The organism is Microbacterium sp. DWRC1-3 (assembly GCF_049896645.1).
GTDB classification, from domain to species: domain Bacteria; phylum Actinomycetota; class Actinomycetes; order Actinomycetales; family Microbacteriaceae; genus Microbacterium; species Microbacterium maritypicum.
This window is the reverse complement of sequence record NZ_JAFCUS010000001.1, coordinates 604,476-624,960: the sequence shown is the minus strand read 5'-3', so window position 1 is coordinate 624,960 and position 20,485 is coordinate 604,476. Positions and strand designations below refer to the sequence as shown.

Sequence of the window (20,485 nt, the reverse complement as noted above, 5' to 3'; positions counted from 1 at the left end):
GCGCGCCGGGACGATCGGCGCCTGTGAGGGCGTCCTCAGACGCCTGTCGTCAGCGCGATCAGCTTGTCCTTCACCTGGCGCCGGAGCACCTTCCCGATCAGAGACTTCGGGAGCTCATCGACGACGAAGACACGACGAGGGACCTTGTAGGGCGTGAGGATGCTCCGTGCGAAATCGCGGATGGCCTCGACGTCGACATCTGTTCCCTGGTCGACGACGATCGCCGCGACCACCTCTTCGCCGGAGTGCTCGCTCGGCAGACCGACGACCGCAGCATCCGCGACCTGCGGGTGCTGGCGCAGGGCGTTCTCGACCTCGGTGGGGGCGACGTTGAAGCCGCCCGTGATGATGAGTTCCTTGATGCGGTCGACGATGCGCACGAAACCGGCGTCGTCGATCGTCACGATGTCGCCCGTGCGGTACCACCCGTCGACGAAGACGGCCTCGGTCTCCTCGGGCTTGCCGTAGTAGCCCGAGAACACCTGCGGACCGCGCACGACGAGTTCTCCGGCCGTGCCGGGCGGTACGTCTTCGCTCGGGTTCTCCGGGTCCACGACGCGGCATTCGGTGCCCGGAAGGGGGAGTCCGACGGTGCCGGGAACGCGGTTGTCCGCGACCGGGTTGGCCATGAGGACGGGCGAGCACTCGCTGAGTCCGTAGCCCTCGACGAGATAGCCGTGGGTGGCCTCCTCGAACGGAACGACCAACTCGTGCGGCAGGGCCATGGCACCCGAGATGGCCACCTCGATGCCGTCGAGTGACACGCCCTCGGCCTTCGCGGCGGCGAGGAGGCGATCCGCGATGGGCGGCACGAGCGGCAGGAATGTCGCCGGGTGCTTCTTGACGACGTCGAGAACGAGTTCCGGGTCGAACTTGGGGAACAGCACCAGTCGTGCACCCATCGACATCGCGAACGTCAGACAGAGCGTGAGGCCGTAAGCATGGAACATCGGCAGGACCGCGTAGACGACGCATCCCTTGCCCCGTTGGATGGAGGGAACCCACGCCTGGGCCTGCGCCGCGTTGGCCAGCAGGTTGCGGTGCGTGAGCGCCGCTCCCTTAGGTGTCCCTGTCGTTCCGGAGGTGTACTGGATGATCGCGAGATCGTCGGTCAGCGGCTTCGGGTGCGACGCCGGGAGTGGTTCCGAGGCGAGCAGCGTGTCCCAGACGACCGTGCCGCGCACCCTCTCCGTGAGCGCGGCTCGCGACTCGCGTGCTTTGGTCACCGGCAGCCGCAGGGCGAAACGGGTGAGGAAGGGCATGGCGCGGGTCACGTCCACCGAGACGAGGTTCGTCACCGCAAGATCCGCCGGGAACTCCTGCACCGTGGAGACGACTTTGTTCCAGACGATCGCGTGCTTCGCGCCGTGGTCTTCGAACTGCTTGCGCAGCTCACGCGGCGTGTAGAGCGGGTTGTGCTCGACGACGACGGCGCCGAGACGGAGCACCGCATAGAAGGCCACGATGTGCTGCGGGCAGTTCGGCAGCACGATCGCGACGGGGTCGCCGGCGCGGACACCGAGATCGCGCAGACCCGCCGCCGCGCGCTCGACCGCCGACTGGAGCTGCGCATACGTCGTCTCCCGACCGAAGAACTGGAGGGCGGGGGCGTCCGGATAGTCGCGCGCCGAGGCGGCGACGATGTCCACGAGCGATCCGTCGACGGGAGAGAGGTCTTCCGGGACGCCGGCGGCATAGCTGGCGATCCACGGGCGAGGAGGCTGGAACGTGCTCACCCGCCCAGCATAGGGCGAGCCGCGTGAAGAGCATGGGACTGCGGAGCGCGCCAACTAGACTGGGGGAGTGTCTGAAATCACCCCTGAACTCGTGCGCCATCTCGGTGTGCTCGCACGCATCCAGCTGAACGACGACGAGGTGTCGCGGCTCACGAGCCAGCTCGACGCGATCGTCGACAACATCGCGAAGGTGTCGGAGGTCGCAACCCCCGACGTCGTCGCGACGAGCCACCCGATCCCGCTGAGCAATGTCTTCCGTCCCGACGTGGTCGGGCAGACGCTCACGCACGAGCAGGTGCTTCAGAACGCACCGGATGCCGCCGACGGCCGCTTCCGCGTGACCGCGATCCTGGGAGAAGAGCAGTGAGCGACATCATCCGGCTGGATGCGGCGGATCTCGCCGCGAAGCTCGCCGCCGGCGAGGTGTCGAGCGTCGAGGCGACGCAGGCGCACCTCGACCGCATCGCTGCGGTCGACGGCGACGTTCACGCGTTCCTGCACGTCAACCAGGGGGCGCTCGAGGCCGCAGCGGCGATCGACGCACGACGGGCCGCCGGTGAGTTGCTCGGCCCGCTCGCAGGCGTACCGCTGGCCATCAAGGACGTGCTGGTCACGACCGACCAGCCGACGACGAGCGGCTCGCGCATCCTCGAGGGATACCGGTCGCCGTACGACGCCACGGTCGTGGCGCGGTCACGCGCAGCGGGCATGATCGCCCTCGGCAAGACGAACATGGACGAGTTCGCCATGGGCTCCTCCACCGAGCACTCGGCGTACGGCCCCACGCACAACCCCTGGGACCTCGATCGGATCCCTGGCGGCTCCGGCGGCGGCTCTGCCGCCGCGGTCGCCGCGTTCGAGGCGCCCCTCGCGCTGGGTTCCGACACGGGAGGCTCGATCCGTCAGCCCGCCCACGTGACCGGCACGGTCGGCGTCAAGCCGACATACGGCGGTGTGAGCCGTTACGGAGCCATCGCCCTCGCCTCGAGCCTCGACCAGGTGGGCCCGGTCTCTCGGACCGTGCTCGACTCCGGTCTGCTGCACGACGCGATCGGCGGGCACGACCCGAAGGACTCGACCTCGCTGCGCGACACCTGGCCCTCGTTCGCCGAGGCCGCACGAGAGGGTGCGCGCGGAGACGTGCTCAAGGGCCTCAAGGTGGGCGTCATCCGCGAGCTCCCGGACAGCGGATTCCAGCCCGGTGTGGCATCGTCCTTCCGCAGCGCGCTCGCGCTCATGGAGTCGCAGGGTGCCGAGATCGTCGAGATCGGCGCCCCCCACTTCGAGTACGGCGTCGCCGCGTACTACCTGATCCTCCCTGCCGAGGCATCCAGCAACCTCGCGAAGTTCGACTCGGTGCGGTTCGGCCTGCGGGTGACTCCCGATGGCAACCCGACCGTCGAGGACGTCATGTCCGCGACACGCGACGCCGGATTCGGCGACGAGGTCAAGCGACGCATCATCCTCGGCACCTACGCGCTGTCCGCCGGTTACTACGACGCCTACTACGGCAGTGCGCAGAAGGTCCGCACCCTCATCCAGCAGGACTTCGCGAACGCCTTCGCCGAGGTCGACGTGATCGCGACGCCCTCGGCGCCGACGACGGCGTTCAAGCTCGGCGAGAAGATCGACGACCCGCTGCAGATGTACCTGAACGACATCACCACGATCCCGGTGAACCTTGCTGGCGTTCCCGGCATCTCCATCCCCAGCGGTCTGGCAGACGACGACGGTCTCCCCGTCGGCATCCAGTTCATCGCCCCGGCTCGTGAGGACGCCCGACTCTACAAGGTCGGCGCCGCGCTCGAGACGCTGCTCGTGGACTCGTGGGGTGCGCCACTGCTCACCCGTGCACCGCAGCTCGCAGGAGGGAAGCGCTGATGGCCGCCGCCAAGCTCATGGACTTCGACAAGGCGCTCGAGATGTTCGAGCCGGTCCTCGGATTCGAGGTGCACGTCGAGCTCAACACGAACACGAAGATGTTCTCGGATGCGCCGAACCCGGCGAACGAGGCGTTCCACGCCGCCGAGCCGAACACGCTCATCGCCCCGGTCGACCTCGGGCTGCCCGGGTCGCTGCCGGTCGTGAATGAGACGGCCATCCGCTCCTCGATCAGCCTGGGGCTCGCCCTCGGCTGCTCGATCGCGGAGTCGAGCCGATTCGCCCGGAAGAACTACTTCTACCCGGACCTCGGCAAGAACTACCAGATCTCGCAGTACGACGAGCCGATCGCCTACGAGGGATCGGTCGAGGTCGAGCTCGAGGACGGAACGCTCATCACGATCCCCATCGAGCGGGCGCACATGGAGGAAGACGCCGGGAAGCTGACCCACATGGGTGGGGCGACCGGACGCATCCAGGGCGCCGAGTACTCGCTGGTCGATTACAACCGTGCCGGCGTGCCTCTGGTCGAGATCGTCACCAAGACGATCTTCGGTACCGACCACCGTGCACCCGAGGTCGCCAAGGCGTATGTGCAGGCCATCCGCGACATCGTCCGCGGACTCGGCATCTCCGAGGCGCGTCTCGAGCGCGGCAACCTGCGATGCGACGCGAACGTCTCCCTCCGGCCCCGCGGCCAGGAGAAGCTCGGCACGCGCACGGAGACGAAGAACGTGAACTCCATGCGGTCGGTCGAGCGTGCGGTGCGGTACGAGATCCAGCGCCAGGCGCAGATCCTCGCCGACGGCGGGACCATCACGCAGGAGACCCGGCACTGGCACGAGGACACCGGCACGACCTCGCCCGGCCGTCCCAAGTCCGATGCCGACGACTACCGCTACTTCCCGGAGCCCGATCTGCTGCCGGTGGAGCCTGCCGCCGAACTGATCGAAGAGCTGCGCGCGGCGCTTCCCGAGCAGCCGGTGGCACGCCGTCGCCGCCTGATGGCGGAGTGGGGCTTCACCGACCTGGAGTTCCAGGATGTCCGCAACGGCGGACTGCTCGAGGTCGTGGAGGCGACGATCGCTGCTGGGGCGACTCCGGCCACCGCGCGCAAGTGGTGGACGGGTGAGATCTCCCGTCTCGCGAACGCCCAGGAGAAGGACGCCACCGAGCTCATCAGCCCGGAGAACGTCGCAGCCCTGCAGCAGCTCGTCGACGCCGGCACCCTCACCGACAAGCTCGCTCGCCAGGTGCTCGAAGGCGTCATCGCCGGCGAGGGCAACCCGCAGGAGGTCGTCGACGCCCGTGGACTCGCGGTCGTTTCGGACGACGGCGCATTGATCGCCGCCATCGACGAAGCACTCGCCGCGCAGCCCGACGTCATGGCGAAGATCAAGGACGGCAAGGTGCAGGCCGCCGGTGCCGTCATCGGAGCGGTCATGAAGGCGATGAAGGGCCAGGCGGACGCCGCACGCGTCCGTGAACTCATTCTCGAGCGCGCTGCGCAGTAGCGTGCGACCCCGGGCCTCATGTCGGAGGCCCGGGGGAGGATGGATGCATGGGACACGGTGACGGCAGCGGACGCATCGTCTCCGCCATCGATGCCGACGACACCGGCACGAGGATCCTGCACGTCGACATGGACGCGTTCTACGCGGCGGTCGAGGTGCTCGATGATCCCTCTCTCCGCGGTCTGCCGCTGATCATCGGCGCGCCGGACGGCCGTTCGGTCGTCTCGAGCGCGTCGTATGAGGCCCGCCGATACGGCGTTCGCGCGGCGATGCCGGTTTCGCAGGCCCTCAGGCTGTGTCCGTCCGCGCGTATCGTCCCCCCGCACTTCCACCGGTACCAGGAGGTCTCTCGGCAGGTGATGGCGATCTTCGAATCGTTCACACCGCTCGTGGAGCCGCTGTCCGTCGACGAGGCGTTCCTCGATGTGCAGGGTGTGCGTCGTCTCTGGGGGAGCCCCGCGCGCATTGCCGAACTCATCCGAGCGCGCGTCCTCGATGAGGTCGGGATCACGTGCAGCGTCGGCGTCGCCGCCACCAAGCACGTCGCCAAGATGGCTTCGACGATATCCAAGCCCGACGGGATGCTCGTCGTCGCGGCGAAGGACACGCTCGACTTCCTCTCTCCTCGACCGGTCCGTGCCATGTGGGGCGTCGGGCCGAAGGCCGCTGAAGCGCTGGAGGCTCGGGGGATCCGAACGGTGCGAGATGTGCGAGATGCCCCGCGCGAGATGATCGAACGCGCTGTCGGGCCTGCGCTGAGTGCGCGACTCGCACAGCTCGCCCGGGGAGAGGATGCGCGCGTCGTCGACACGGAGCGCGTGGAGAAGAGCATCGGTCATGAGGAGACCTTCGACGCCGACATCCTCGACCGCTCGTTCCTGCGCGCGGAACTGCTCCGACTGGCCGACCGCGTCGCTGCCCGGCTCCGCCGAGCGGAGTGGGAGACATCGACCGTCGCGATCAAGATCCGTTTCGATGACTTCCGTACGCTGAGCCGGTCCCAGACACTGAGCGAGCCCACAGCAGTGGGTCAGCGCATCGGAGAAGCCGCTCAGTCCCTGTTCGAGCAGATCGACCGTCGTGATCCGGTGCGACTCGTCGGCGTCCGTGCCGAGAATCTTCGACCAGCCGGCGGAGGCGCCCTCGGGCTCTGGGACGACGACGAGGACTGGCGCCGAGTCGAGGGCGCGATGGATGAGGCCGTCGCCCGGTTCGGCGCGGCGACGATCAGTCGCGCCCGACACATCGGCCGCGGCGATGGCAGAGGCGCCGCACAACACCCGAAAGCCCACGGCCTGGATTGATCCCACAGGGCATGGTTCCTCGGCTAGCGTGGGGTTATGCCGAACATTGCACTGGAACTCGGAAAACAAGCTGCGTCCTTCGGCGTGAAGAGCGCGTACGGAGAGCCGCAGGACGTCGACGGTGTGAGCATCACGCCGGTCGCGTTCACCTACTCGGGCTTCGGCGGCGGCAGCGGAGACGGTGCCGAAGGTGGCGGTGGCGGTGGAGTCTCCGTTCCCGTCGGCGTGTATGTGCGTCGCGAAGAGGGCTTGCGCTTCGAGCCGAACACCGTCACGCTTCTCGTGGTCGCCGTGCCGTTCGTCTGGGTCGCCGGACGGGCGCTCACCCGCATCATCCGTGCCCTCAAGAAGTGACGACCCGGTCTCAGCCGCGCTGGAGCAGGCTGCGACACTGATCGAGCAGGATGTCCGCGCCGTCGCCGCTGTCAACCCGGTCGTGCTCATCGACGGGGGAAGCGGAGCGGGGAAGTCCTCTCTCGCCTCCCTGCTCGTGCGTCGCTGGCCCGTGGTCGGCCATGTGCAGCTCATCGCGCTGGACTCGCTGTACCCCGGCTGGGATGGTCTCGAAGGCGGCGTCGAGCGCGCCCTGGAGTGGATCCTCCGCCCGCACGGCCGCGGTTACCTCGGGACCTGGCGGCGGTGGGACTGGGAGGCTCAGGCTGAAGCGGAAAGCCACGCCGTCGATCCGGCCCTCGGCGTGATCGTCGAGGGCAGCGGGATACTCCGGGCGTCGACCGCCGGCCTCGCCGACGTCAGAATCTGGGTGGAGTCCGCGGAGGCGTCGCGCAAGGCGCGAGCTCTGGCCCGCGACGGCGACACCTACCGCCCGCACTGGGACCGCTGGGCTGCGCAGGAGCGTCTGCACCGGGAGCGGGACGATCCTCGTTCCCTCGCCACCCGAGTCGTCGAGGTTCCCTAGCGCCTTCCATCGGCGTCATCCGCCGCCTGGATGAGAACTTCCAGGCGGTAGCCGAGCCAGTCGTACACATCGTGACGACCGTCGGTTCCGGTCTCTTCGTCGGAGGTGATCCCCAGGCGAGCCGCGATCACGAGTCGAATGGCGGTGAGCGTGCGGAGCCAGGAGTCGAGATCTGCCGCGGGGACCGAGAGCTCGCGCGTCAGGAGGGCCTCTGCCTCCTCCAGGCCGTCACCACCCCCGGGGAGTTCTCGGAGCGCCGCGCGCATCAGGCGCGCATCGCTGAGTCGCCGATCGAGGAGGTCGTCTCGCGTGCTCTCCGCGAAGCCGGCAGCGGAGGCGGGATCGTCGGGGTAGGGGTTCGGTACCAGCCGGTCGATCGCGGGGTCCCCGACGTCACGCGAGGTGACGAGCAGCTCGAGGAAGTCATCCACGAGCTTCGCGAGGTGGTGCTCCTCGATGGCGGTGATCGGGACGATCACGGTGTCAGAGGTCATGACGTCGCCTTCCTGACCGTGGCCCAGAGCCCGAAGTCGTGCATGGCCTGTGCATGCACCTCCATGGTCTCGCGCGGTCCGGTGGCCACGATCGCATGTCCGTCGTGGTGCACGGCGAGCATCAACGCCGTCGCGTGATCGAGGGAGTACCCGAAATACGTGCGGAAGACGCGCACCACGTAGCTCATCAGGTTGACGGGGTCGTTCCAGACCACCACCTGCCATGGCTCGAGGGGAGCAGCGCTCAGGTCGGTCACCTCATCGAGGTCGGGAACCGCTGTCGGGATCGTCACGCCCAGCCCATCTCATGCAACTGCTCGTCGTCGATTCCGTAGAAGTGCGCGATCTCATGGACCAGTGTGGTGTGGATCTCGTCGCGGAGCTCGTCGTCGGTCTCGCACTGCGCGAGATGCGGTTCGCGGTAGACGACGATGCGGTCGGGGAGTTCACCCATTCCGTATTGCGTCCGCTCGGTCAGTGCCAAGCCGTCGTAGAGCCCGAGCAGATCGAGGCTGCCGTCCTCGGGCCGATCCTCGACGACGAACACCACGTTCTCCAGCCCTTCGACCATGTCGTCGGGGAGGCGGTCGAGCTCGTCGATCACGAGCTCTTCGAAGGCGGCGGCATCCATGTCCATCATCTCCAGCCTAGGGGCGACGGAAGGTCAGTGGAGGAGAACGAGGATCGCGGCCACCACGATGAACAGGGCGCCGAAGACCGTGTTGAGGACACGCTGCCCTCGCGCCGTGCGCGTGAGACGACGGAAGGGGCGCGCGGCCGCGGCGAAGAACCCCCACATCACGATCACATCGACGACGATCACGGTGACGATGAGGGTGAGGTACTGGGGCAGTGGCGGCTCATCCAGCCGGACGAACTGCGGGATGAACGCCAGGAAGAAGACGATCGCCTTCGGGTTCAGCAGGTTGACCCAGAACCCCCGGCGGATCATCGACCAGTGGCTCTCCCTGGAATCGACCGGAACGGGAACGTCGTCGACCACGACCGCGGGCTTCGTGAGGATGAGACGTATCCCGAGGAACACCAGGTACGCCGCGCCGGCATAGCGGATGCCGTTGAAGAGCACCTCCGAGCGAGAGACCAGCAGCCCGACGCCGGCGGCCACGACAGCCACATGGACGATCAACGCGATCTGCTGCCCGACGATGCCCCATATCGATCGTCGCCACCCTTGATTCATGGCGTTCGACATCGTGTTGATCGCACCGGCGCCGGGCGTGAAACTGATCACGACGGAGGCGGTCAGCAACGAGAACCAGACCGCGAGCGACACCTCGCCAGTCTAGAGCTCCGGAGGGGAACAGGCCGATCATGCGGAGATGCGAAGAAGGCCCGAACCTTGCGATTCGGGCCTTCTTCAGGAGGGTGAGTAACGGGACTCGAACCCGCGACATCCGGCACCACAAGCCAGCGCTCTACCAGCTGAGCTATACCCACCATGTGCCCACCGGAGCAGGCAACTATACGAGTGTATTACATGTTCGGAGTGAACTCGGACACCGTGCGCGAAGCGATCTCCCGTGCCTCGTCGCTGGACGGCCCCGGCTCATCGACGAACACTGCTTCGCGGTAGTACCGGAGCTCCCTGATCGACTCGAGGATGTCGGCGAGCGCACGGTGACCGCCGTCTTTGGAGGGGGCCTGGAAGAACACCCGCGGGTACCAACGGCGCGAGAGCTCCTTGATGCTGGAGACGTCGACGTTGCGGTAGTGCAGCCACTGATCCACCTGCGGCATGTACTTCGCCAGGAACATCCGATCCGTGCCGATCGTGTTCCCGGCCAGAGGCGCTTTGCGCTCCAGCGGAACGAAGCGCTTGATGTACGCGAGGGTCTGGGACTCAGCCTCCTCCAGCGACACTCCACCGGCGATCTCCTCGATGAGTCCCGATGTCTCGTGCATCTTCGTGACGAAGTCGTTCATGTGCTTGAGGGCACTCTCATTGGGGCGGATCACCACCTGGAATCCCGGATCGATGGGGTTGAGCTCGAAGTCGGTGACGACGACGGCGATCTCGACGAGCTCGTCGACCGCCAGATCGAGGCCCGTCATCTCGCAGTCGATCCATACGAGACGATCATTCTCGGACGCAGATACCATGTCGCCATACTATCGACGGGCCCGACATCGCCGACCGGAGCGTGCTTCACGAAACGCCTCCGGGACCGCGATACTCTAGAGATGTGCGCCTCCGTAGCTCAGGGGATAGAGCAGGAGCCTTCTAATCTCTTGGTCGCAGGTTCGAATCCTGCCGGGGGCACCACACGAGTCGAATGCCCCGCGACACACGGCGCATCGAGGCATTGGTCGTCGAATCTCCGCCTGCGTCGTCGACCGCGCTGAACTCGTCAGGAATAGCGGAGGGCCGCGACGGCATCGTCCGCGCGCCAGAACTCACCGACGACCCGGAAGACGCCCGTCGCGAGATGAAGGCGCTCCGCGCGGTATCGAAGCCCGAGCGGATCCGCGACGATGCGCAGGTGACCGAGCACGTGCTCCCGCTGATCCTGCACTCGCCAGAGGTGATCTGCGGCGCGGACCAGATGCTCTCGTGCGGAAGCGAGTCGAGGCGTGGCGTAGGGGATCTCGGGGAGGGAGGTGATCAAGTTGTCGGACATCGGGGCTCCTTTCGTGATTCGAAGATATGACCGACCTCCGACATTCGGGCCGGTGAGGTCCTCCCGCCCTCATCGGGGCTTTCTCTCCACAGACGCCATCTGACCGAGGCTGTCCACCGCTTGCACGATTCGGGCGATCGGCTCCCGCCGTCGCGCCCCACTCTGGAGGGGCCCGGAAGAGATCCGGCGATCGAGAGGATGAGCACATGATCGACACCCTGACCATCGTGGGGAGAGTCGCGACCGACCCGACGCAGGTCCAGACCGGGGGCGGCGTCTCTGTCACCAATTTTCGCCTCGCCAGCACGCACCGCCGCTTCGACGCCGCGACCCAGACGTGGACGGACTCCGGGACCAACTGGTTCTCCGTGGCCGCATTCCGACAGCTCGGCGAGAACGCGAAGGCGTCACTGCGCACCGGTGACAGCGTGATCGTGACCGGTCGCCTGAAGATCCGAAACTGGGAGAGCAACGGCAAGCACGGCACCAGCGTCGACATCGAAGCGGATGCGATCGGACATGACCTGCGGTGGGGGACGACCGCCTACCGACCGCAGGCGCGTGCGCAGGCGAGTGCCACGGAGACGTCAACCGACTCCGCGGACGCGTCATCCGGCCATGAGGGGGTCGGCGTCCCCGATGAGGAGAAGGACTCCTCGACGATCGACCTCTCCTGGGCTGATCCGGAGGCGGAGCTGACGGGGAGGGGCTGACCTGTCGAGTTCGGAGAGATGAGGGCGCGGGCCGGCTGTTCGGGCGAGACGAAGGGGAAGGCGACGTAGACTCGGCACGTGCTTCGTCGATCGGTCCTCTCGCCCGCGCGTGCAGCCGGCGTCCTCGCCGCCACGGCTGCGGCCGCCCTCCTTCTCTCCGGGTGCACGCCGACCCCCGCTCCGTCACCTTCCCCGTCGGTCTCCGCCTCACCCGGTGCGGAGTCGACGACTCCCGCGGCGCCCGTCCTGGTGCCCGATGGCACCGCCGAGGAGAACCTCCCTGTGTTCACGGCGACCGCGGAAGGCATCTGGGCGACTGATCAGCGGGGGCTCGGTCGCGCCTACATCGACGCCCTGATCACTGCAGGGTTCGATCGCGAAGCGATGCAGGTGACCCAGGATCAGACCACGGTCGGAAATCCGGCGGAGAGCCTGCAGTTCTCCGTGCGCTGGGGCGACGATGAGTGTCTCGTCGGCCAGGTCGGGCCCTCCACGGGGCAAGTCGTCACCGCGGTTCTGCCGCAACTCGCCGAGGGGCGCTGCCTCATCGGTGCCACACGTCCTATCGACTGGTGACACGCCAGGGGGCCGGTAGGCTGGAGTGTCGATCTTCGACGCCAACAGAAGGAGCGGTTTTCGGTGGCTGAGTACATCTACTCGATGGTTCGTGCACGCAAGGCAGTGGGCGAGAAGCTCATCCTGGACGACGTGACCATGGCGTTCCTCCCCGGGGCCAAGATCGGTATGGTCGGTCCCAACGGCGCCGGTAAGTCGACCATCCTCAAGATCATGGCGGGTCTGGACACCCCCTCGAACGGTGAGGCGAAGCTCTCTCCGGGGTTCACCGTCGGCATCCTCATGCAGGAACCGGAACTCGACGAGACGAAGACCGTGCTCGAGAACATCCAGGACGGCATCGCGATCAAGGCGAAGCTCGACCGCTTCAACGAGATCTCGGCACTCATGGCAGATCCCGATGCCGACTTCGACGCTCTCCTGGCGGAGATGGGTTCGCTTCAGGAAGAGATCGACGCGGCGGACGGCTGGGACCTCGACTCGCAGCTCGATCAGGCCATGGACGCGCTGCGCACCCCTCCTGGCGACGCGGCGATCGCCCCGCTCTCCGGTGGTGAGAAGCGTCGTGTGGCGCTGGCGAAGCTGCTCCTGCAGAAGCCTGACCTCCTGCTGCTCGACGAGCCGACCAACCACCTCGACGCCGAGAGCGTGCTGTGGCTCGAGCAGCACCTGCAGGCCTACAAGGGCGCCGTCATCGCGATCACCCACGACCGGTACTTCCTCGACCATGTGGCCGAGTGGATCGCCGAGGTCGACCGCGGCCGCCTGATCGGCTACGAGGGCAACTACTCGACCTATCTGGAGAAGAAGGGCGAACGCCTCGAGATCCAGGGCAAGAAGGACGCCAAACTCGCCAAGCGCCTCAAGGAGGAGCTGGAGTGGGTGCGCTCGAGCGCGAAGGGGCGTCAGACCAAGTCGAAGGCGCGTCTCGCTCGCTACGAGGAGATGGCGTCCGAGGCCGAGCGCACCAGGAAGCTGGACTTCGAGGAGATCCAGATCCCCGCAGGACCGCGTCTCGGTAGCGTCGTCATCGAGGCCAAGAACCTGAAGAAGGGCTTCGACGGACGCTCGCTCATCGATGGGCTCAGCTTCAGCCTGCCGCCGAACGGCATCGTCGGTGTCATCGGCCCGAACGGTGTCGGAAAGACGACGCTGTTCAAGACCATCGTCGGCCTCGAGCCTCTCGACGGCGGAGATCTGAAGATCGGCGAGACGGTCAAGATCAGCTACGTCGACCAGTCGCGCTCCAACATCGACCCGAACAAGACGCTGTGGGAGGTCGTCTCCGACGGCCTCGACTACATCACCGTCGGCAAGACCGAGATCCCGTCCAGGGCGTACGTCTCTAAGTTCGGCTTCAAGGGTCCGGACCAGCAGAAGAAGGCAGGTGTGCTCTCCGGTGGTGAGCGCAACCGCCTGAACCTCGCGCTGACCCTCAAGGAGGGCGGCAACCTGCTGCTCCTCGATGAGCCGACCAACGACCTCGACGTGGAAACCCTGAGCTCGCTCGAGAACGCGCTGCTCGAATTCCCCGGCTGCGCCGTGGTCATCACCCACGACCGGTGGTTCCTGGATCGCATCGCCACGCACATCCTCGCCTACGAGGGGACTGATGAGAAGCCTGACCAGTGGTACTGGTTCGAGGGCAACTTCGAGGCCTACGAGGAGAACAAGATCGAGCGCCTCGGAGCGGATGCGGCCAAGCCGCACCGCTCGACGCACCGCAAGCTGACGCGCGACTGAGGCTGTCGTGACCGCATCGCCGGGGCCCCGTCTGCACATCCCGATCCAGCTCCGCTGGGGCGATCTGGATGCGTTCAACCACGTCAACAACACCTCGATGCTGAAGCTGCTCGAGGAGGCTCGTGTGCGAGCATTCTGGCGTGCGGGCCCCGGCGAGGAGGCACCCTCGACGGCAGTGCTCGACTCGGGCATCGACGAGGGCATCCTCACGCTCATCGCTCGCCAGGAGATCGAGTACCTCGCGCCCGTGCCGTACCAGCGGCGACCGCTCGAGGTGCAGATGTGGTTCGGGAAGCTCGGCGGGTCCAGCGTCGAGGTCTGCTACGAGGTGCACAACGACCCGACGGCGGACCCTCGTCAGATCTATGCGCGATCGACGGCGATCATCGTGCTCGTCGACGCGAAGACCGGACGCCCCACCCGCCTCACGCAGGAGATGCGCGACGCCTGGGAGCCATACCTCGGAGAGTCGATCCAGTACAGCCATCGCTGAGCTGCTCTCGGTCAGCGGGCTACGAGGGGCACGTGAGACTGTGCCTGGCACGTCGGTCGGGAGCGGATGTTCCCGACCGACGCATCACTCCTGGCCGTCGGGGACCCGGATCATGATCTCCTGGGCGACGCTCGCCACGAGGGCCCCGTCGCGCGTGAAGATACGTCCGGTGGCGAGCCCTCTGCCGCCGCGGGCGTTCGGCGACTCCTGCACGTACAGCAGCCACTCATCCACGCGCGCAGGCCGGTGCCACCACATCGCGTGATCGAGGCTGGCGACCTTGAGACCGGGGAGCGCCCAATAGACGCCGTGGGCGCGGAGAATCGACTCCTGGATCGTCATATCGCTGAGGTAGGCGAGGGCCGCCCTGTGCAGACGCTGGTCGTCGGGTAGCGGCGCGCGAAGACGCATCCACACGGCCTGCTGCGGCGTGCGCGCATCATCGCTCGGCAGATACAGAGGCGAGTCGACGTGGCGGATGTCCGCGGCGCGCTCGCTCAGCATCCGTGCGGTGCCGCCGGGGAGACCCTGAACCCGATTCTCGTCCGGTGCGAGTTCCTCAGGAGCGGGAATGCCATCGGGCATCGGCTGTGCGTGCTCGACGCCCGGGTCGGCGTCCTGGAAGGAAGCGATCATCGAGAAGATGGGCACACCGTTCTGGTAGGCCTGGGCACGACGCGTGGAGAACGAGCGTCCGTCATGGATGCGGTCGACGGAGATCGTGATGCCCTGACTCGCGTCGCCTGGACGCAGGAAGTAGCCGTGCATCGAGTGTACCGCCCGGTCTTCGGGGAGGGTACGCTCTGCAGCCAAGAGCGCCTGGGCGAGAACCTGTCCGCCGTAGATCCGGCCGGTGGGCATCGGGTGCGAGGAACCGGTGAAGATGTCCTCCGTCGTCCGTGCCTGCGTCGAATCGAGATCGAGGACCTCGAGCAGCCGCTCGACGGTCTGGATGGCGTGATCTTCCGCGCTCATGGATTCCTCTCTGCGCCCCGGGGCGCCGCTCCGTTGGTAGTTTAGAACGCGTGCCGCATCACCTCCTCCTCGCCGACTCCCACACGGCGAAAGACGTCCTGACGTTCGTGGGGCGAGCGGCCAGGATCACCGACGAGGGAGTGCGGCTGCAGGCGTCGAGCGGCGTACTCGCCCTCACGACCGCGGCACTCGCCCCCCACGGCCTGTTCGATCAGACACCGACGATCCTCGCGATGCGCATCGTGCATGCTGATCCCGAACTCGAGTGCGATGTCGTCGTCGATCAGCTCACGAAGACCGACGAGCCACACCGCCTCGAGCTCCCGGACACCGGACTCTCGCCGGCGTGGGCAGGTGTGGCGCCGCCTCGAGGCGGGTGGGAGCCGGTGTCGACGCTCGACGTCTCCGTGATCGCCCAGCGGGCGCAATGGGGGATCTCCGCCGTGGCCCGCGGCACCGCGCCGGGCTCGGGAGAGGAAGCCGTGCGAGCCCTCCGGGCCGCGATCTGGGGGGAGCCGGATGAGGACCTCGGTGACATCCCGCGAGGCGTCGCCTTCGCTGCGGACGCGATGGGCTTCATCTCGGGCGAGGAACAGGTGGCCGTCTCTCGATCCGGGCGATGGACACGACTCGCCTTCCGGCGCGGTCATGTACTCTCCCGCGGCCCGGTTGCCTCAGGGCTCACGAATGTGCGTCACACCGGCTCCGCCGGCTGAGACGCCCCCTGCCGCCCGCGACGCAGAAGCACGTGGCCGCGCCGCAGCGCGACGATCCTGCTCACGAGGGCGCTGATCCCTCCCAGCACCAGGACCGCGCCGAGAAGGTCCAGAAGCGGGAACAGCCAGAGGTCGATCACCCAGTACTGCCAGTTGACGGAGCCCCCGAGCAACGCGGGAGTGAGGGGGATGACCAGCCCTGCGACGATCACGAGGATGAGCGGGAAGAGTCGGAGCAGGAGTCGCGGTGTCCGTGCGGACCGCCTTCCCGCCGCCCAGCGGGGAGCGCGAAGAGCCGTCACGAGGAGCAGGGTCAGAGCGACCGCGGCAAGGACCGACAGGATGCTGTTCGCGACGCCCAGAGGGTTCTCGTAGGGCTTCGGGGGCACGCCCTCGGATTCCGCGATCAGATTCTGCGCCAGCTCGCCGGGGGAGCCGACTCCGTTCGTGAGCACAACGACAGCTCTCCCCGTCTCGGGGGCGAACGCCATCGACCCGGTGAACGTGGCCAGAGTGCCCCCGTGCGAGACAAAGCCAGGTGCATCCCCTCCATCCGGGGCGAGGTGCTGCCAGCCGAGACCATACGGTGCAGCGTTGGGCTGCACCGCGTGGAGCTCGTCGAGCAGCGGGCGCTCCAGCAGTGCCGCACCGACCGTGCCCTGATTGAAGCGGAGCCACTGCACCATGTCGGCGAGCGTCGACACCACGCCGCCGTTGCCTCCGCAACGCCCCGGCATCTCCGGCATCACGTACGCGAGACCCAGCACCACGGAGAAGCCGGGCGCGAGCTCATCCACAGTCCGGTCGCAGGCGTCCACGCTCAGCGAGTCGTGCATGCCCAGCGGCACGAAGAGACGCTCCTGAAGGAAATCATCGAGAGGCTGCCCCGACACGATCTCGACGATGCGGGCGGCGAGCGAGTAGTTCGTGTTGTGGTATTCGAATCGCACTCCCGGTTCCGCGACCAGTCGGCGCTCCCTGAGCTCGGCGATGACCGCCCGCGTGGTCCGCGGCGCGGGCAGCGCGAACTCGTCGTTCGTCTGCAGCGACAATCCCGAAGTATGGGACAGCAGCTGGCGGATCGTGATGTGCTCGTACCTCGCATCGGCCATCGTGAACTCCGGCAGGCGCTCGACGACGCGGTCATCGAGTTCCACTGAGCCGTCCTGGACCAGCAGCATGATCGCCGTCGCCGTCATCGACTTGCTCATCGACGCGATCCGGAACCGCGTCTCCGGCGTGATCGCCGCTCCGGCGCCGTCACGACCGCGCACGATCAGATCGACGTCTCCGTCGGAGATCACGGCCGCGGCGATCCCGGGAGTCGCGAACGTCTCCGTGTACGCCTCGACCGTCCTGGAGGCAGTCGTCGGGGTGTCCGCGGTGACAGTGGGAACAGCGCAGCTCGCGAGCAGTGTCGACAGGAGTCCGAGGAGCAAGAGGAGGCGCACGAGCCCACCGTAAGCAGCACGGCCGGGCGGTTCGACGTGGAACGCCATGTCTTCGGGATACCCCGAACAAGTGCGACGGATCCCCGGAACGACGCCACCAGGAGAACTGGGGCCCGTGCCTCGGACCTCGCCCCGCGACTCAGACGGCGAGTGCGGCTGCGCGCCCCGCGGTGCGACCGGAGAAGAGGCAGCCGCCGAGGAAGGTTCCCTCGAGTGCCCGGTAGCCGTGCACGCCGCCTCCGCCGAAGCCGCTCGCCTCACCGGCCGCGTAGAGACCCGGGATCGGTTCGCCTGCGGCGTTCAGGGCGCGGCCTTCGAGATCGGTGTTGATACCGCCGAGGGACTTGCGCGTGAGCACATGCAGCTTCACGGCGACGAGCGGCCCCGCCGCAGGATCCTGAAGGCGGTGCGGGGCTGCGGTCCGGATGAGCTTGTCGCCGCGGTAGCCGCGCATCGACCGCAGCATGCCGATCTGCGCGTCCTTCGTGAAGTCGTTCTCCATCTCGCGGTCGCGAGCCTCGACCTCGCGCCGGACGTTGTCGAGGTCGAGGAGTTCGCCGCCAGGATGCTTCTGCATCTGTTCGAGCAGCGAGTCGAGATCGTTCTCGACGATGAAGTCCTCGCCCTCGTCGAGGAAGGACTGCACCGGACCCGTCGGTCCCTTGGCGAGGCGGGATTTCAGGAGGAGTCCGACATCCTTCCCGGTGAGGTCGGGGTTCTGCTCGCTGCCGGACAGGGCGAACTCCTTCTCGACGATCTGACGCGACGTGACGAACCAGGAGTGGTCGTGGCCTGTCGTTCGCAGGTGCTCGAGTGTGCCGAGGGTGTCGAAGCCGGGGAACAGCGGCACGGGGAGCCGCTTTCCCGTAGCGTCCAGCCACAGAGACGAGGGGCCGGGCAGGATGCGGATCCCGTGCGAAGGCCACACCGGATCCCAGTTGGTGATGCCCTCGACGTAGTGCCACATGCGGTCGCCGTTGATCAGGCGGGCACCGGCGACTTCGCTCACACGATGCATCGAGCCGTCGACATATGCCGGCACCCCTGTGAGCATGTGGTCGGGTGCGGTGCCGAGCCGTTCGGGCCACGCTGCTCGCACGAGGTCGTGGTTGCCGCCGATCCCTCCTGAGCAGACGATCGTGGCGGTCGCCGAGATCTGGAACTCGCCGATCACCTCGCGAGACGATGGCACCCCGCGCTCCGCACCGCTGGTTGCGAGGATGTCCCCTCGTGCACCCGTGACGGTGCCGTCCGCGACGGTCAGCTCGCCGACGCGGTGACGCGGAAGGATCGTGAGCCGGCCGTCCCGCTCGCCCTGCTCGACGGCTGCCGCGAAGGGGGCGACGATGCCCGGTCCGGTGCCCCAGGTGATGTGGAAGCGGGGGACGGAGTTGCCCGGTCCGATCGCCCCGTAGCCGCCGCGCTCCGCCCAGCCGACGACGGGGAAGAAGCCGACGCCGCGTTCTCGAAGCCAGGCGCGCTTCTCGCCGGCCGCGAACTGCAGGTACGCCTGCGCCCAGCGGCGGGGCCATTCGTCTTCGTCGCGATCGAATCCGGCGTTGCCGAACCAGTCCTGGGTCGCGAGTTCGAGGGAGTCCTTGATGCCGAGGCGTCGCTGCTCTGGGGAGTCGATGAAGAACAGGCCCCCGAAAGACCACCAGGCCTGACCGCCGAGATTCGTGCGCGGCTCCTGATCCACCAGGATGACGCGCCGCCCGGCATCGAGTGCCTCCGCCGCCGCGACGAGGCCGGCCAACCCCCATCCGATCACAAGGACATCTGCAGACAGGGGTGTCGTCGTCATGAGCTCTCCGTTGATTCCTGACGTGATCGGGCCTCGAGCGTCGGGCGACCACCCGGACCGGCACCGATCCCGGAAGGCTCGAGTGAGTTCACCATGGCATAGGCGGCCCGCTCCAGGTAGTCCCACAGCGTGGTTTCGTGCAGGGGGGACAACTGCGCCTCGTCCACAGCTGTCCGCATGTGACGAAGCCAACGATCGCGCGCGTCCGCGTCGATGCGGAAGGGCATGTGCCGCATACGGAGCCGCGGGTGTCCGCGCGTCTCGCCGTAGGTCGTGGGACCGCCCCAGTACTGCTCGAGGAACATCCGCAGGCGATCCTCCGCGGGGCCCAGGTCTTCTTCGGGGTACATCGGCTTCATCACCGGGTCGAGCGCGACCTCGCGGTAGAACACCGAGACGATCTTCGCGAACGTGTCGTGCCCGCCGATCTCGTCGTAGAAGGTCACTTCTGGGTGCTCCCGTCGTCGTTCGGCTTTTTGCGGCGCCAGATCCCGCGGTCGGGAATGATCGGGACGCCGGTCACGGCATTCGGCCGGGTCTTGGGCGGATTCGCTCCGCGCACGCGACGCGCCCCGTCGAGGCCCGTCGGCACGACGTCGACCATGCGCGGAACGCCGATCTCCTTCTCGAGCAGTGCGGCGCGCAGTCGACGCCGCAGCTCCTGGGCGACGTCGTCCTTCGCGTTGGCGCGGGCCTTGATCACGATGCGCACCACGAGCGCATCGCCGTCGATGGACTCGAGCCCCCACAGCTCCGGCTTCTCGATGATGCGCGTACGCCACTTCGGATCCTTCGCCAGCCCCTGCGCCGTCTCGAGCATGATGTGCTCGACCTGCTCCAGGTCGGAGTCGGCGGGGACGCCCAGGTCGATGATGGAGCGCGCCCAGCCCTGCGACATGTTGCCGATGCGGGTGACCTCGCCGTTGCGCACGTACCAGAGGGTGCCGTTGACGTCGCGCACCTGGGTGATGCGCACGCTGACGTACTCGACGACGCCGCTCGCGAGACCGAGATCGACCACGTCGCCGATGCCGATCTGGTCTTCGGCGACGATGAACATGCCGTTGAGCACGTCCTTGACGATGTTCTGGGCGCCGAAGCCGAGGCCGGCGCCGACGGCAGCGGTCAGGAGGGTCAGGGAGCCGAGGAGGCTGTTGTCGATCGCGTTCACGATGAGCACGATTGCGATGACGACGAGCATCACGTTGACGATGTTCTGCAGGATCGTCCCCAGCGTGCGCGTGCGCTGCACGAGGCGCATGTCGGCGAGGGGGGATCGTTCGAGGGCCTGCGTGTCGTCGACCGACGCCTTGTTCTTGGCGCTGTCGACGATACGGTGCACGACACGTCGGATGACTATGCGCAGAACGAGGCCGATCACGACACAGCTGGCGATGATGATCGCGACGGTGAGGGCCTTCATACCGGCCTCACCTAGCCAGACGAGCAGCGCCTTCACCCAATCGGGGAGGGGGATTTCCGCGGATGGGTCGGTGTCAGCGAAGGGGAGAATCATCACTCACGATC

At 67.3% G+C, this 20,485-nt stretch carries 23 protein-coding genes and 2 tRNA genes; 12 read left to right on the top strand and 13 right to left on the bottom strand.

The genetic code is table 11. From position 1 onward, the window contains the following. Nucleotides 1–35 precede the first annotated feature (35 nt). Nucleotides 36–1,736, bottom strand: a complete 1,701-nt coding sequence (locus tag ACP699_RS03030; RefSeq protein ID WP_055872576.1) for a long-chain-fatty-acid--CoA ligase — start codon at nucleotides 1,734–1,736, stop codon at nucleotides 36–38. Nucleotides 1,737–1,803: 67 nt separating this feature from the next. Between ACP699_RS03030 and gatC the strand changes: the two genes are divergently transcribed. Genes gatC through ACP699_RS03000 form a run of 6 tightly spaced genes read left to right on the top strand, consistent with a single transcriptional unit; the run spans nucleotide 1,804 to nucleotide 7,354 of the window. Then, the gene (gatC, locus tag ACP699_RS03025; protein WP_031206170.1) at nucleotides 1,804–2,103 is read left to right on the top strand and encodes an Asp-tRNA(Asn)/Glu-tRNA(Gln) amidotransferase subunit GatC; all 300 of its coding nucleotides are present in this window, start codon (nucleotides 1,804–1,806) and stop codon (nucleotides 2,101–2,103) included. Further along, nucleotides 2,100–3,617 carry an Asp-tRNA(Asn)/Glu-tRNA(Gln) amidotransferase subunit GatA gene (gatA, locus tag ACP699_RS03020; RefSeq protein ID WP_151486324.1) on the top strand — a complete coding sequence of 506 codons (1,518 nt, stop codon included), beginning with the start codon at nucleotides 2,100–2,102 and terminating at the stop codon, nucleotides 3,615–3,617. Before gatC ends, gatA begins: the two co-directional genes overlap by 4 nt. Beyond that, on the top strand, nucleotides 3,617–5,131 hold the full coding sequence (gatB, locus tag ACP699_RS03015; RefSeq protein WP_055868421.1) for an Asp-tRNA(Asn)/Glu-tRNA(Gln) amidotransferase subunit GatB: 1,515 nt from the start codon (nucleotides 3,617–3,619) through the stop codon (nucleotides 5,129–5,131). Before gatA ends, gatB begins: the two co-directional genes overlap by 1 nt. 47 nt (nucleotides 5,132–5,178) lie before the next feature. After that, on the top strand, nucleotides 5,179–6,435 hold the full coding sequence (gene dinB / locus ACP699_RS03010; RefSeq protein ID WP_141386006.1) for a DNA polymerase IV: 1,257 nt from the start codon (nucleotides 5,179–5,181) through the stop codon (nucleotides 6,433–6,435). A 36-nt stretch (nucleotides 6,436–6,471) separates the two neighbouring features. Then, entirely contained in the window at nucleotides 6,472–6,789 is a 318-nt protein-coding gene (locus ACP699_RS03005) for a hypothetical protein (protein WP_426169070.1), read from the top strand. Then, nucleotides 6,773–7,354, top strand: coding sequence for a hypothetical protein (locus ACP699_RS03000; RefSeq protein WP_082524207.1), 582 nt, complete (start codon nucleotides 6,773–6,775; stop codon nucleotides 7,352–7,354). Before ACP699_RS03005 ends, ACP699_RS03000 begins: the two co-directional genes overlap by 17 nt. Here ACP699_RS03000 and ACP699_RS02995 read toward each other — a convergent pair. From ACP699_RS02995 to orn, 6 genes are all read right to left on the bottom strand, one after another. After that, nucleotides 7,351–7,848 carry a DUF2017 family protein gene (locus ACP699_RS02995; protein ID WP_426169066.1) on the bottom strand — a complete coding sequence of 166 codons (498 nt, stop codon included), beginning with the start codon at nucleotides 7,846–7,848 and terminating at the stop codon, nucleotides 7,351–7,353. The two genes, ACP699_RS03000 and ACP699_RS02995, sit on opposite strands and share 4 nt — an antisense overlap. Next, the gene (clpS, locus tag ACP699_RS02990) at nucleotides 7,845–8,141 is read right to left on the bottom strand and encodes an ATP-dependent Clp protease adapter ClpS (protein ID WP_174799528.1); all 297 of its coding nucleotides are present in this window, start codon (nucleotides 8,139–8,141) and stop codon (nucleotides 7,845–7,847) included. Before clpS ends, ACP699_RS02995 begins: the two co-directional genes overlap by 4 nt. Beyond that, nucleotides 8,138–8,485, bottom strand: a complete 348-nt coding sequence (locus tag ACP699_RS02985; RefSeq protein WP_081603925.1) for a metallopeptidase family protein — start codon at nucleotides 8,483–8,485, stop codon at nucleotides 8,138–8,140. Before ACP699_RS02985 ends, clpS begins: the two co-directional genes overlap by 4 nt. Nucleotides 8,486–8,512: 27 nt before the next feature. Continuing rightward, nucleotides 8,513–9,142, bottom strand: a complete 630-nt coding sequence (locus tag ACP699_RS02980; RefSeq protein WP_055868411.1) for a LysE family translocator — start codon at nucleotides 9,140–9,142, stop codon at nucleotides 8,513–8,515. Nucleotides 9,143–9,233: 91 nt separating this feature from the next. Next, nucleotides 9,234–9,306 (bottom strand) — tRNA-His (locus tag ACP699_RS02975). A 36-nt stretch (nucleotides 9,307–9,342) separates the two neighbouring features. After that, complete coding sequence (gene orn, locus ACP699_RS02970) at nucleotides 9,343–9,969, bottom strand: oligoribonuclease (protein WP_210698724.1); 627 nt, start codon at nucleotides 9,967–9,969, stop codon at nucleotides 9,343–9,345. 87 nt (nucleotides 9,970–10,056) lie between these two features. On the opposite strand from orn, the gene ACP699_RS02965 reads away from it, so the two are divergent. Then, nucleotides 10,057–10,132 (top strand) — tRNA-Arg (locus ACP699_RS02965). Nucleotides 10,133–10,217: 85 nt separating this feature from the next. On the opposite strand, the gene ACP699_RS02960 is transcribed toward ACP699_RS02965, so the two are convergent. After that, nucleotides 10,218–10,487, bottom strand: a complete 270-nt coding sequence (locus ACP699_RS02960) for a hypothetical protein (protein ID WP_017830680.1) — start codon at nucleotides 10,485–10,487, stop codon at nucleotides 10,218–10,220. Nucleotides 10,488–10,693: 206 nt separating this feature from the next. Between ACP699_RS02960 and ACP699_RS02955 the strand changes: the two genes are divergently transcribed. From ACP699_RS02955 to ACP699_RS02940, 4 genes are all read left to right on the top strand, one after another. Beyond that, nucleotides 10,694–11,200, top strand: a complete 507-nt coding sequence (locus ACP699_RS02955; RefSeq protein ID WP_302792367.1) for a single-stranded DNA-binding protein — start codon at nucleotides 10,694–10,696, stop codon at nucleotides 11,198–11,200. A 78-nt stretch (nucleotides 11,201–11,278) separates the two neighbouring features. Continuing rightward, a complete protein-coding gene (locus ACP699_RS02950; protein ID WP_426169059.1) occupies nucleotides 11,279–11,776 on the top strand; it encodes a DUF6993 domain-containing protein in 498 nt (165 codons plus the stop codon). 63 nt (nucleotides 11,777–11,839) lie between these two features. Beyond that, nucleotides 11,840–13,519 (top strand): energy-dependent translational throttle protein EttA, encoded by a 1,680-nt coding sequence (gene ettA, locus ACP699_RS02945; protein WP_017830677.1) that lies wholly within the window; start codon nucleotides 11,840–11,842, stop codon nucleotides 13,517–13,519. A 7-nt stretch (nucleotides 13,520–13,526) separates the two neighbouring features. Further along, nucleotides 13,527–14,012, top strand: coding sequence for an acyl-CoA thioesterase (locus ACP699_RS02940; RefSeq protein WP_055868397.1), 486 nt, complete (start codon nucleotides 13,527–13,529; stop codon nucleotides 14,010–14,012). Between the two features lie 84 nt (nucleotides 14,013–14,096). On the opposite strand, the gene ACP699_RS02935 is transcribed toward ACP699_RS02940, so the two are convergent. After that, a complete protein-coding gene (locus ACP699_RS02935) occupies nucleotides 14,097–14,987 on the bottom strand; it encodes an acyl-CoA thioesterase (RefSeq protein WP_426169054.1) in 891 nt (296 codons plus the stop codon). A gap of 50 nt (nucleotides 14,988–15,037) precedes the next feature. Here ACP699_RS02935 and ACP699_RS02930 point away from each other — a divergent pair, with 50 nt between their 5' ends. Beyond that, nucleotides 15,038–15,703: a hypothetical protein gene (locus ACP699_RS02930; protein ID WP_426169051.1), complete on the top strand. Its 666-nt coding sequence runs from the start codon at nucleotides 15,038–15,040 to the stop codon at nucleotides 15,701–15,703. On the opposite strand, the gene ACP699_RS02925 is transcribed toward ACP699_RS02930, so the two are convergent. The 4 genes from ACP699_RS02925 to ACP699_RS02910 all read right to left on the bottom strand — a co-directional run bounded on the left by ACP699_RS02925 (nucleotide 15,682) and on the right by ACP699_RS02910 (nucleotide 20,474). Beyond that, nucleotides 15,682–17,154: a serine hydrolase domain-containing protein gene (locus ACP699_RS02925; protein WP_426169048.1), complete on the bottom strand. Its 1,473-nt coding sequence runs from the start codon at nucleotides 17,152–17,154 to the stop codon at nucleotides 15,682–15,684. The genes ACP699_RS02930 and ACP699_RS02925 overlap by 22 nt on opposite strands. Before the next feature lie 139 nt (nucleotides 17,155–17,293). Further along, nucleotides 17,294–18,958: an FAD-binding dehydrogenase gene (locus tag ACP699_RS02920; RefSeq protein ID WP_151486331.1), complete on the bottom strand. Its 1,665-nt coding sequence runs from the start codon at nucleotides 18,956–18,958 to the stop codon at nucleotides 17,294–17,296. Further along, on the bottom strand, nucleotides 18,955–19,404 hold the full coding sequence (locus ACP699_RS02915; protein ID WP_426169044.1) for a globin: 450 nt from the start codon (nucleotides 19,402–19,404) through the stop codon (nucleotides 18,955–18,957). The genes ACP699_RS02920 and ACP699_RS02915 overlap by 4 nt, the downstream gene beginning before the upstream one ends. Further along, entirely contained in the window at nucleotides 19,401–20,474 is a 1,074-nt protein-coding gene (locus ACP699_RS02910) for a mechanosensitive ion channel family protein (RefSeq protein WP_417540624.1), read from the bottom strand. The genes ACP699_RS02915 and ACP699_RS02910 overlap by 4 nt, the downstream gene beginning before the upstream one ends. Nucleotides 20,475–20,485 lie beyond the last annotated feature (11 nt).